Raw genomic sequence first — 11,925 nt, 5'->3', positions numbered from 1 at the left:
GCATGTCCGGTGTGAGACGGGGGAAAAGAGGGAGATAACATCAAACTCTTACCTATCGTCATAAGAGGTTAAAGATTTTTTCTCCAAACATCAAAGGATCGAGGTAGAGATTCAGCAAGGAAGAATTGTTTTCACAGTATTAGAACCCACTCAAGAAGCTACTAATGTCATTGACTTTGAGACTGCCAAGAGTCTAAAGCTCATAATGCAAAAAAAACAGTACTCTGTTAATCTGGCTGAATTCGGAAAAGTCGTTAACTACCAGCAAATAGATCTTTTTGATCTACTTCACGTGGATAAGAATGACGTTATAGATTCTATGGATGGGCGAGCTAGTTCAAAGATTAAAGAAAAAGCAATTAGAATGATGAGTCTTTTCAGTGGTTGTGGCTCCATCGATAAAGCGTTCTTGGACGAAAATTATGATATTGTTTTTGCAAATGATCGATTTGTAAGCAGAGCTTTGAGGGATAACCACATTCAGACCTATCGTAACAATATTGGTGATCATATCATTATGCGTGATGTAATGGAGTTCACCAAAGAAGATATTCCTGAAGTTGACTTTTTAGCAGCTGGCATACCTTGTGTCGATTTTAGCAATTTAAATGTAATCAAAAATTTTAGGAATGAAGAGTCTTTGCAGCACCCGTTAGTAGAACAGACTCTTAACATCATTAACTGGAGCAAGTGTAAGGGCTTCCTGATCGAGAATGTAGAGCGATTTCTTACCGTAAAAGGAGGAATCATGATAAAGCGATTTAAAGAGCGTCTAAGCAATTTCAATATCATCACTCGTGTGATAGATGCTACTTCGTTAGGGTCTCCTCAGAAACGTAAAAGAGCGTTCATATTGGGGCTTAACGGAGCAGAACCTAATCTTGATATACCTCACCTGGCACAACTAACTACGGTTAGGGATGCATTTGAAAATATCGAAGGTAAGCCGCAACAAGACATGTACTTTACGCCTACAAGTAAAACACTTGAGCGTATGAAGCATGTTCCACAAGGAGGAAATATTAATTCGGTTCCCCTTGAGCTACGATCTGAAAAGAAGAAATTTTCTAATTTCTGTCAACGTTTAGACTTAAATGGCCATGCCCCGACGATAACTCACGTCCAGGATGAAGTTTTCATTCACCCACTTTTAAATCGATACCTAACAGTAAGAGAAACTGCTAGATTATTCAGTCTCTGGCGGCAGATGATGTCTGCATGAAATGTGTTCAAATGGACACCGTGGTATAGAGATAATACCACGCCCTAATCCCTTCCCTGCGGTTTGTATAGTCACAACCGCACTGAGAGTTGAAGGTGCATGCAAGTAGCACTGGATGAAAACAGTATCGGGGTCAGCTTGAAGGGTAAACGGCGGGAATGTGAGCTGAATTTGGCGTAGGCAAGAGGCATTCTCAACGGGGTAGTTTAAGGATATGGTGAATCGGTCATTGATGAAGTCGAGATGAGTGGAGGATGTAATAGACTCTATAGCGAAAGCCAGATGAAACGCTATATCCTTGTTCCGTATCAGATAGGGAGGCTGTCTGATAAGGTAATTGGAGCTATTCAATTAGAACGAAGTTATATCTCAGCAGGCAACGTTCAACAGGACACAGCTATTGATAATAGTAACCATCGGAAGACCACCTAAGTCCTTATGAGAATCATGTAGATAACCTGCAAAGGATTCAATATGGAGAGGGACGTATACTCGATGAAATATTGAATGCCGAAAGATGTGCTTGAGTAATCTGCGATAGGTAGTAACAGTCAAAAGCTGCTATGAAAGTCAATGTCCTGAAAAGGGATATACGAGGGAATAACCCTATCACATCATTATCGAAGGATAGTGAACACCGTTCGTGGTGCTGGTGAATGGCACGAGGCATGTATACAGGCAATTGAACCTAATGATACGGAGGCGAAGCCCCATGTTTGTAGCAGAAGAACGAATTGCCTATCTATCGAAACTGGCATTGGAAAAGAAAGACCTAAGATTTAAGGACTTGTACATGTTAGTGTATCGAGTTGAATTCCTCGAATTTGCCTACAGCGAAATTGAGAATAACAAAGGGTCGATGACGGCGGGGATTGACAGTTTCACCAAGCATGACCTTCAAACTCCCGAAAAGAGACAATCAGTTCTTGAAGAGCTGGCTACCAGCTTATTCAACAAGTCTTATATACCACTGCCTGTAAGAAGAATCGAAATTCCGAAATCCAATGGAAAGATGCGTCCGTTAGGCATACCTGTACTATACGACAGGATTATTCAATCAGCAGTCAAGTTAATTTTAGAAGCGATTTACGAGCCAGTTTTCCTTCCAGTTTCTCATGGTTTCCGCCCACGTCATAGCTGTCAAACAGCAATTAATGATGTGGTTAACCGTACATTCGATTGGGTATTAGAAGGCGACATCCAGGGGTGCTTTGATAATATCAAGCACGGGAGAGTGCTAAATCTTATACGGAGAAGAGTGGCGGATGAAGACTTTGTACAACTGATTGCAAAGTTTCTGAAGAGCGGCTATCAAATGGGATTTGGACTCGATGGTAAATATCCAATCTTTGAAACGAATCAAGGGACACCTCAAGGCGGTATAGTCAGTCCAGTGTTGGCTAACATATATCTCCATGAGTTTGACAAGTACATCAGCGATAAGATGCAGTCCTCTAAACTGCGTAGCCCTGAGAAGGTAAATCCTGATTACGGATTCCTGAGAAACAAGATTCATCGAATTGGAAAAGCCATCGAAAAGGATAGCTTCCCATATAGCACTCTGGACCTGTTCAGCAAAGATGAAGGTAAACGTAGGTTCATCGTGTTGAACACCAGAGACGAAGCCATTAAGTTAGTTAGAAAACTAAAGGTAATCAAATCTAAAACACCATCTGTTGAGAAGGATGAGTTATATGCAAATCCAAAATATAAATCCTTCGGATATGTACGGTACGCTGACGATTTCGTAATCACCCTAGGCAGATTCGATAAAGAGTATGCAAAGAATCTAAAAACGGAAATCACGAACTGGTTCCGTGATAACTTGGAACTAAATTTAAGTCCAGAGAAAACACTAATCACACATTCAACGGAAGGCTTCAAGTTTCTCGGATACTATGTTAAGCAAAGAAAATCGGAAAATGGACATGGGTTCAACGACAGGTTTGCTCAGATTTACACGCCTGACGATAAGAAGAAATCCTTTATCGATAAGATTGATAAAGTCCTTCGAGATAACCATAATGCACCTGAATTTGATGTGATCGTTGCGTTAAACAGGGTTATCAATGGATGGTCAAGGTATCATCAAATCGCAAACAACTGGAAGACTACTGCCAATAAGTTAGACCATATGATTTACTGGAAAGTTCTTCATTGGATTGCGTGGAAGCGTAAATCGACCATTCCAAGTATCATGGAGAAGCACTATAACAGGGTTCCTGGTTATAAGGACAAAAGGATTTCTACTGTCCTCGAAATTTCAGGCAAAGTTGCTGTACTCAGCAAGTGCTATGACCATGACTACAAATCACCCAAAGAAGTATCCGATAAAGTCAGGAAACTGAATGCAGTTGATGAATGGATGTTTTCAGACAAAAATGACGGTGACAAAGAAATCACGGGTAAATTGACGCAAGGTTCATCTATGGAAGAATACTTGGAACTACATGCTTCTCAGAAAGGCTTATGTGCATCATGTGCCAATGAGCTTAGAGAGGGTGAATCAAGTGTTCATCATATAAGAAAAGTCAATCGAACCAGCAGAAAGACCAGAACTGCCGTGGAACAAGCGGCGAGAGCGATCCCGAAATTATTAATCTGTAACGATTGTCACCATAAGGAGACAAATCGACAAAGAAACAATTGAAACCTAAACAAACCAATGCCAGGTTTTAGGTAGCATGACATGTCGTGAGCTGTGTGCTTCGAAAGTTGCTTGCACAGTTCTAACGGGGGCTGGAAGTGAAAAGTGCCTACTGAGGTAACTCGCCTTCCTTCTACCCAGTCCAGACGATTTTATATTTAGTGGATCATTGACGAGCATTTTCGAGATGCTAAAAAATTGCGTTGATCTTAGAGTTTCTCGATTTTTAGCCAAAACAATTAAGAAGCAATTAGCACCTTTGTTGCACCACTAATTGATTTACTTTCTTACGAAGGACCTTCCTCAACTTTGGTTGGGAACTAAAAAGGAGCGAGTATGCTACATACATACTCGCTCCTTTTTTGATTTTAATCCTCCTTCTCGAACTACAACACCTCTTAGTAAAATCTTTATGAGAGGAGCAGGATGGAATGAATATACGAAACTTTTTTCCTAGTATTAGGTTCACAAACATAAACCGATTGTACAACTTTCTTATTGTAATTATTTTTTATTTTGTTGCTTTGGTTTTGCATGACGGGTGCACTTCCCACATTGATTTCAATTATATAAGGGGCCCTCTGATTATTTTTGGCATATGGGGTATTCTAATTACCTTAACTGGATTAGTAGGATGGGATACGCTGTATTGGTGCTGCATACCAGCTTACCTTCTAAGCATGATTATATCTATTCTTGGACAAAATTTTCTTAGAACTGGATTGCCTTTTACTTTCATCATGATGACTTCAATACTACTTAGTTTTATTGTAGGAACCTTACTACAGGTAGGAAAAAAATATTAAATCGTTTTACAACATCCAGTCAATCATTTGATGTACCGGCTATAGGAACTGCCTCTCGTTCCAAACGACATTATTTGAAGAAAATATTTTTAGGAATACCGTCCCAAAAAGATCTCTTTGCCTACTATCAGACTTTATCATATTGTTTAACTATTGAACTCATCCGAAATACTACTTTTCTATTCAATCATTTAGAAACAACTTTTTTGAGCGATACTATTCACTGTATTTTTTTCACAATCGTCATCGGGACAATAGGATACAAAGGCTGGAAAACGATTTATACAGGGGCACATATAGGCATTATTATTGATGGTATATATCCTCCCGTTTAAAATAAAAAAATGGGTAGTTTGATCCAAATACCATGAGTCTTTATGATTATGTTTATGAGAATGAAATTGACTTAACAAGCTTAGGGAGATAGAGAGTGAGAAAGTAAAAAAATAGAAGATTGAACCAGCTCTCTTAATAATAATAGCGTGCTACTGCTGCTAAGTATTTTGACTTAATTCTCGGTGTCTCGTTAAAATGGTCTTGTTCTTCCTCTCTAGTAACTAAGTACAAATGCTTTTATGCAACAGCGCAGCGTTTTGCATCCCGCTTGCGGGAATAGGTGTTATCGCTGTTTCTTTTTTCGGGTTTTAAATGAGCGCCTCTGTTACTTTGGTGCTATAAATACATAGGCAGACACAAGTCACTCATTTGGGTGGCTTTTTTTATTGCCTTTTGAAAGGATTTTAGTCTTGAAGAAGAAGCAGAAGCAGAAGAAAGGAATTTTGCTACCGTTTAAAGGTCCACCAAAACAGCCGAAGAAATGCAAAGGTTGTGTATGGGGTAGATGGGATGGAGTAAAACAGTTTTGTCTGAAACCCAGTAAATGTATTAAAGAGGAGAAACCTTCCTGATGTCGAATTATGATGTCGAAAGGATGTGGACATATATGGGACAATTCCCTCAGCAGCAGTATAAGGTTATTCGCGTAAATGCACTTCTTGATCCTGGACCCATCGCAGAATGGGAAAAGGAATTAAATCGTCAGTATCTTGAAGGGTGGAAGCTTCACAGTTTCACGCCTCAAACGGATGAGAATAGCGTGTTCTGCAATGTGGCCGTTTTCGAGAGAAATAATTAACAGATGAGCATCCTTCGGGGTGCTTTTTATTTTGCCCTCATACGACAAAATATGAGCCTTTTTGAGCCTGCTTCCTTTTACTCAGACGAAGAATGTGGTAAGCATGTAGCTTCCTCCCTTCTCTTGTTCTCGCCCTAACCATCGGTCTATCTACCTGAATAGTTGCGAAAAAATATTTGGAGGTGTTAATCATGGACATCAGAGTATTACCGATAGAGCAAATTAACGCAGTAGCATACAACCCTCGCATCGATCTGCAACCGGGCGATGCTGAATACGAGAAGCTAAAGCAGTCCATTGAAACATTCGGTTACATCGATCCGATCATCTGGAACGAACGCACCGGGAACATGGTCGGCGGTCACCAGCGATACAAGATCATGACCAATGAGCTGGGGAAAACGAAGTTGGCAATCAGTGTCGTCGATCTGGATGACCAGCAGGAAAAGCTTCTAAATCTGGCGCTTAACAAGGTGTCCGGAAGTTGGGATGATGAAGCACTATACCGTCTGCTCGATGAGCTTCAGGATAGCGGAGCTGATCTGGCCCTGTCCGGCTTCGATTTGGAAGAGTTCGAGGATCTGGCCACAGAGTTTGCTGTGCCACAGGATGAAGCTTTGGAACTTCCGGTTACCGATGATGACTTTGAAGTCCAGCGTGCTCTGGATGAAATCAAGGAGCCGGAGACCAGGCGCGGGGATGTATGGCAGCTTGGTCGACACCGCTTGGTGTGTGGAGATGCAACCAATCCTGATGATGTGGGCTTTTAATGGACGGAGCCAAAGCAGCGCTGGTCGTTACTGACCCACCTTATAATGTGGCCGTTGAGAGTGTTTCAGAACGTCTGGCCGCTGATGGCCGTAGCAACATAATGAACGACAACATGCCCGCTGAGGACTTCGCGGGCTTTTTGTATGCCGTTTTTTCCAACTATGCAGTGGTGATGCAGCCAACTGCAGCTATATATGTATTCCATCCTTCGTCCTATCAGCGGGAGTTCGAGGATGCGATGAACACAGCCGGCATCGTCGTCCGGACACAATGCATCTGGGTTAAGAATGCGGCCACATTCGGCTGGGCTCAATATCGTTTTAAACATGAACCAGTCTTTTACGCTCATATGAAGGGTAAATCTCCTGCTTGGTACGGTGATCGGACACAGACAACGGTATGGAAGGCTGGCCTACCCGTTGGGGACTCGCTCCCCGAGACAGTATGGGAGGTTTCGAGGGGCGATGTGAACAAGTACGTCCATCCCACCCAAAAGCCTCTTGATCTGCTGGCCATCCCAATCAAAAACAGCAGCCAGCGCGGTGACGAGATCGTTGATTTCTTCGGCGGTAGCGGCTCCAAGCTTATGACTTGTGAGCAGATGGACCGGACATGCCGGACTTTGGAATTGGACCCTGTATTTTGTGATGTGATCAAAAAACGATTCCTGAAGAGCACTGGTATTGAGCCAGTCCTGTTGCATCGGGCTGAACCCGTAAAGTAAATTTATTAGGCTATAAAATCTAGTTGTAGTCATTTGAAAATGATAGGATTATAAAAATAGGAGGCGATTGAATGAAAATAATCAAAAAAGTGAGCTTCTGGATACCGATATTATCCCTGATTATTTGTATGTGTAACCTATCAGGAAACGACGATAAAAATATACTACTATTCCTAACAAGTCCTTTCCTTTTGTGGCTTAATCCTTGGTTGACAGATTTGCACTACTCAATGGCGAATGAAATTCTTAACAAATTTATTCTCTACGGAATTCATTTTTTTTCTTGGTTACTTATTGGGTTACTAATAGATTGGTTGATTTCAAAGTACAAAGTTAAAATTAAATCATAGCCACCAAGACAGCCGCCCAATAATAGAGGCGGTTTTTTTAATAAAAAGGGAGACGCGCGAACGTCTCCCCCATCATCCAGGGTATCCCCCGGCTGAGACAGCGACCCGCCACGCGTGGCATTTTGCGAACATCCGCTGTCTCGCATTTCAGTATATAGCCAAAGCCTAGGGATACGACAATGGGAACAGACAACGAACACCAAGATGCATTACTACAACGTGAGATAGAGATCGTCGAGGGAATCCTCGAATCCAAGGTGCAGTACTGGAAGATTGTCAAAGCAGGAATCGCCCAGTGCTGCAGGCTGGAAATATAAAAATGCAGACGGTTCAGGACTTGGATCGTCTGATTGAGTTGCATATAAAGCTTCAAAAGGACGAGCTGTAAATCTGCATTATAATATTGTTAGTCAATTCATAAATATGGATTTATTAAACAACAATACGATTATTATGTAAGAAAAATTAAAAACATGGAATCTTTTAGTAGACTGAGGTGGTGGTTAAATATACAAATATAGGAGGAATAATCTGTGAAGAAGAAACATTTAATTGCATCAACTTTATCTTTAGGTTTGCTAGGAGGAGCTATTGCCATACCCAGTGCGATTTTTGCGGATTCAGATGCAGCTGTAACTGATTCTGCAACATCGACTGCGGTGACTCAAGATGCTGGTAAAACAACCACTGGTGACCATGTCATTACTCCACAAGCTACTGATGGACAAATTGTTGATCGTCCAGTAGCTGGATTTAATGATTCTGCTGATTTTGACGTTAAAGGAGGGTATGGATATGTAAGATTGTACTTGAGAAACACAGGGAACACTACTATAACGTTTACTGTGAATCAGGGAAGTGCATCTGGTGCGGAAAAGTACAGTGGAACAGTAAAACCTGGTAAAACATTCGATGAAATATTAAATTCAAGCAAGGCATGGTCCTCAGGGAAATTTTATGTTAGTTTAAGTAGTGGTTCTGGTTCCATGTCTGGAAAGCTCGGAGTTCGGACTAGTACTAATACAAATTTTTAAATATAATTGCTGGGAAAGCGAGCCAATGAGGCTCGCTTTTTTTGTTGGGGGTGGTGATTGTGTAACATGGCGAGAGAACGGAGTCCCGAACGGGACAAGGCAAAACAGATGTGGCTGGAGAGGGCGGAACGATGCGTTTAAAAGACATCGCCGCCGCTTTTTCTATTCCAGAGGGTAGAGTCCGCAAATGGAAGTCTATGGACCGCTGGCAGGATGAATTGAAAGGGAACGTTTTTGATTCCTCCAATGGGAACGTTCCAAATGGAACGAAAGGGAACGCTCCTAATCCAAGGGGAGCGCCAAAGGGGAACAAGAATGCCGTTGGCAATCGTGGCGGTGCTCCCCCGGGCAACCAAAACGCCAAGGGAAATAGTGGAGGGCCGGGCGGCCCCTACCGCAATAAGAAGGCTCTCAAGACGGGGATGTATGAAACCATTTTTCTGGATGCCTTGGAGGAAGATGAGCCGGAGCTGTTTGATCAGATTGACACTTCCCCTTTGGCGCAGCTCAACGAACAGCTTATTATGCTGTCCATCCAAGAACGGAGACACATGCGCCGGGTCAAGCAGCTTGAAGCTGGCCTGACCGACGAGGAAAAGAAGATCAAACAGGAGCTACACCAGCGCAAGGACAAGGTTCCTTACACTAGCCCCAAAACGGGTAAGCAAATCAATCTGTCTGTTGAAACCGAAGGGATGAAGGTCACAGAGATCACGACCGTAACTACCTCCAAGCTTGATAAGATTCTCAAGCAAGAAGAAGCGCTGGTCAAAACCCGTGATAAAAAGCTGCGGGTTATTAACCTTATTGCCAGCTTGCAGCAGTAGGAAGAAAAGCTGGAGATAGCTCGTGAACGACTGGAGTTGGAGAAGCGCAAGTTGTTAGGTTATGGCGGTCCGGAAGGGGATGAAGGCGATAAGGACGATGACGAGGACGATGACGAATGGTAATCACTCTTGCTAAGGAACATCGAAAAAGAGCCAAGCGGCGGCTAAGGGATCGACCTGAAAAGCTGGATGAGCTAAAGGGAATCCTTGCCGACTTTGAACAGTTTTGCTGGCGTATGCTCAAGATCAAAACGAAGGGCGGCCGCATTATGCCGCTGACGCTCAATGATGCCCAACGGAAATACGTCCGTGTGGTATTTAGTCAGATCGAAGCTGGCAAGCCTGTTCGGATTATCATTCTTAAAGCCCAGCAGATGGGTTTTTCCACCGTCACGGAAGCACTAATTTATTATTTCACGTCACTGCAAGAGGACAAGAACGCCTTTATCGTCGCACAGTCTTCTGATGCCTCAAGTAATTTGTACGATATGTTCCAGTTCTATTATGAAAAGGTGCCAGCAATCATCAAGCCAATGAGCCGAAAGAACAACGCTAAGAAACTCACCTTCGAAAGTCCAACGATTCGGACAGCGGACCGCCGCAAGAATCCGGGATTGAAATCGAAGATCACTGTACAGACTGGGGAAAGCCGGGTGCTTGCCCGTTCAGACACGATCCATTACCTACATGCGTCGGAAGTCGCCTTCTGGCCAGCCAAGAAGAAAAAGTAGCATCTATTGTCCCTGCTGGCAGCTCTGTCCAAAGAGCCGGGCAGTTTGGGTGTGATCGAATCTACAGCTAATGGCATGGAAGAGTTCAAAAAAATGTGGGATGCAGCCGTTAAGGGCGAGAGTGACTTCACTCCGCTCTTTTTCGCGTGGTTTGAAATGCCTGACTATCGCAAGCCAGTACCGCCAGGCTTTGAGTTAACCGAAGAAGAACGGGAGCTGAAAGAAAAATATGGTCTGGACGATGAACAATTGCAGTGGCGGCGGTATACCATTCGGAACGATTGCGGCGGTGATCCGCGGCAGTTTGACCAGGAGTATCCTTCCGAGCCTGACGATGCCTTCTTGCTATCCGGTGAGGGCATCTTTGATAACAAATTTATTAAAAGTTTGCGGGATGCAATCAGTATCATTGGCAGTCACTACGAGATTGATTTTGTTAAAAACAAGATCATCCCGGCACATGCTAGCGAGCTGGTTATTTATCGACAGCCAGAACAAGGTAAACGGCACGTGCTGGCCCGACACAGCCAAGGGTAAGGAAGACGGTGACTATGATGCTGCTTACGTCATTGAGGAGCGCACAGGGGAAATGTGCGCGGCTCTGCACGGCAAATGGGACACCGACTTGTATGGCAAGAAGCTGAACACGCTCGGTTTGTATTACAACACGGGGCAAGCTGACTGCTGTTCGCACCATGACTAATAAAATTAAAGACAGCGATATGGAATTTATCTTTGAGATCGACGACATTTACTGATAAGGGGGAAATGGACGATGGCAATTAAAGAGCCGAGAAAGTTTGTCACTACGGATCAGGGCCATGCCGATGTCCTGAATGTGCCGATTAACACATTGTATGAAAATGACAAGGCTTTGGACGAGGCTATTAAAAATATTAAGGTTGGAGTATCCGAGGATGTAGAAGTTCCGGCCACATCTGTTTTGAATATTGAGGTGACCCTGACATGATACCTCTGCGATACCGGGAAATGCTGCCGCAGCACATGTATGAGATCGACATGGCCGAACGGCATTTTTGCGTTATGGAGTTGGTGGTGGATGATCGTGAAAAGTCAATAGACGACCTGGAGAATCAGTTCGTTTTGAAAACTGCTACTTGGCAGAAAGCTAAAGCCATTATACGAAGCACGTTTTACAGCAGAGCAGCGCAATCGTATCGAACAACTGGCACATGACGCCTATGCTTATGCCGAAACCAAATTTGCAGGCCAAGGAGCTGCTAAATTCCACGGGGCAACTAAGTACCTTTCTGACAGGCTGGGTTCAGTAGGCATAAAGATAGGCAATGATGAAATTGAATCGGCAGTACAATTAGCCTGGGAGAAATTTAACCCAGGTAAAACCCAAACGAACAGATACGGAATCTCTATCCCCAGAAGATTTAGCAAAGGCGGCTGTTTCCACTTTTGCGGCTAAGGTGAGCGAAATGGTGAACCAAGCAGCAATAGGTGTAGCGCCTCCGGCTGATGTTCAGGAGCAAACTACCGTTTCGTCTGCTCAATCGGCTGTTACTACGGAATAATCCCAAGCGTTTGTGATTGCGAATAGACCCTACTGGCTTAATGCCGGTGGGGTCTTTTTTTGTTTATAGCGGTGCCTTTATGACAAACGTAGCTTTTCCATATGATGTGAAAAAAACGTTGACAACTGTTGAAT

The 11,925-nt window shown here is 43.2% G+C and carries 14 protein-coding genes and 1 pseudogene; all 15 read left to right on the top strand.

Features of this window, described 5'->3' with window-relative positions:
- The first annotated feature begins 205 nt into the window (after positions 1-205).
- The 15 genes and pseudogenes from QD47_RS25065 (at position 206) to QD47_RS34300 (ending at position 11,685) form a co-directional block, all read left to right on the top strand.
- Positions 206-1,222 carry a DNA cytosine methyltransferase gene (locus QD47_RS25065; RefSeq protein WP_044648664.1) on the top strand — a complete coding sequence of 339 codons (1,017 nt, stop codon included), beginning with the start codon at positions 206-208 and terminating at the stop codon, positions 1,220-1,222.
- 712 nt (positions 1,223-1,934) lie between these two features.
- Positions 1,935-3,872, top strand: coding sequence for a reverse transcriptase domain-containing protein (locus QD47_RS30230; protein WP_052646919.1), 1,938 nt, complete (start codon positions 1,935-1,937; stop codon positions 3,870-3,872).
- A 1,710-nt stretch (positions 3,873-5,582) separates the two neighbouring features.
- On the top strand, positions 5,583-5,810 hold the full coding sequence (locus QD47_RS25045; RefSeq protein ID WP_044648661.1) for a DUF4177 domain-containing protein: 228 nt from the start codon (positions 5,583-5,585) through the stop codon (positions 5,808-5,810).
- 191 nt (positions 5,811-6,001) lie between these two features.
- Complete coding sequence (locus QD47_RS33975) at positions 6,002-6,580, top strand: ParB N-terminal domain-containing protein (RefSeq protein ID WP_327204689.1); 579 nt, start codon at positions 6,002-6,004, stop codon at positions 6,578-6,580.
- Positions 6,580-7,305 carry a DNA-methyltransferase gene (locus QD47_RS33970; RefSeq protein ID WP_327204688.1) on the top strand — a complete coding sequence of 242 codons (726 nt, stop codon included), beginning with the start codon at positions 6,580-6,582 and terminating at the stop codon, positions 7,303-7,305. The genes QD47_RS33975 and QD47_RS33970 overlap by 1 nt, the downstream gene beginning before the upstream one ends.
- 71 nt (positions 7,306-7,376) lie before the next feature.
- A complete protein-coding gene (locus tag QD47_RS32250; protein ID WP_044648660.1) occupies positions 7,377-7,655 on the top strand; it encodes a hypothetical protein in 279 nt (92 codons plus the stop codon).
- Between the two features lie 533 nt (positions 7,656-8,188).
- Complete coding sequence (locus tag QD47_RS25025; protein WP_044648659.1) at positions 8,189-8,689, top strand: hypothetical protein; 501 nt, start codon at positions 8,189-8,191, stop codon at positions 8,687-8,689.
- Between the two features lie 110 nt (positions 8,690-8,799).
- Entirely contained in the window at positions 8,800-9,516 is a 717-nt protein-coding gene (locus QD47_RS25020; protein ID WP_412178000.1) for a phage terminase small subunit-related protein, read from the top strand.
- A gap of 116 nt (positions 9,517-9,632) precedes the next feature.
- Positions 9,633-10,247, top strand: a complete 615-nt coding sequence (locus QD47_RS33455) for a hypothetical protein (RefSeq protein ID WP_235332355.1) — start codon at positions 9,633-9,635, stop codon at positions 10,245-10,247.
- A gap of 6 nt (positions 10,248-10,253) precedes the next feature.
- Positions 10,254-10,784, top strand: coding sequence for a hypothetical protein (locus tag QD47_RS33450; protein WP_235332354.1), 531 nt, complete (start codon positions 10,254-10,256; stop codon positions 10,782-10,784).
- Positions 10,708-10,950: a hypothetical protein gene (locus QD47_RS33445; protein ID WP_235332353.1), complete on the top strand. Its 243-nt coding sequence runs from the start codon at positions 10,708-10,710 to the stop codon at positions 10,948-10,950. Before QD47_RS33450 ends, QD47_RS33445 begins: the two co-directional genes overlap by 77 nt.
- Positions 10,919-11,005: pseudogene (locus tag QD47_RS34395) on the top strand (phage tail protein); the annotation flags it as partial. The gene QD47_RS33445 and the pseudogene QD47_RS34395, both read left to right, overlap by 32 nt.
- A gap of 17 nt (positions 11,006-11,022) precedes the next feature.
- Positions 11,023-11,217 (top strand): hypothetical protein, encoded by a 195-nt coding sequence (locus QD47_RS25010; RefSeq protein WP_044648658.1) that lies wholly within the window; start codon positions 11,023-11,025, stop codon positions 11,215-11,217.
- The gene (locus QD47_RS32660; protein WP_044648657.1) at positions 11,214-11,444 is read left to right on the top strand and encodes a hypothetical protein; all 231 of its coding nucleotides are present in this window, start codon (positions 11,214-11,216) and stop codon (positions 11,442-11,444) included. The genes QD47_RS25010 and QD47_RS32660 overlap by 4 nt, the downstream gene beginning before the upstream one ends.
- Positions 11,359-11,685, top strand: a complete 327-nt coding sequence (locus tag QD47_RS34300; protein ID WP_082067294.1) for a phage holin, LLH family — start codon at positions 11,359-11,361, stop codon at positions 11,683-11,685. Before QD47_RS32660 ends, QD47_RS34300 begins: the two co-directional genes overlap by 86 nt.
- Positions 11,686-11,925: the final 240 nt, after the last annotated feature.

The sequence above is a fragment of the Paenibacillus terrae genome (assembly GCF_000943545.1).
GTDB lineage: Bacteria > Bacillota > Bacilli > Paenibacillales > Paenibacillaceae > Paenibacillus > Paenibacillus terrae_A.
Note: the sequence above shows the minus strand (reverse complement) of the source record. Positions and strands in the feature narration are given on the sequence as shown.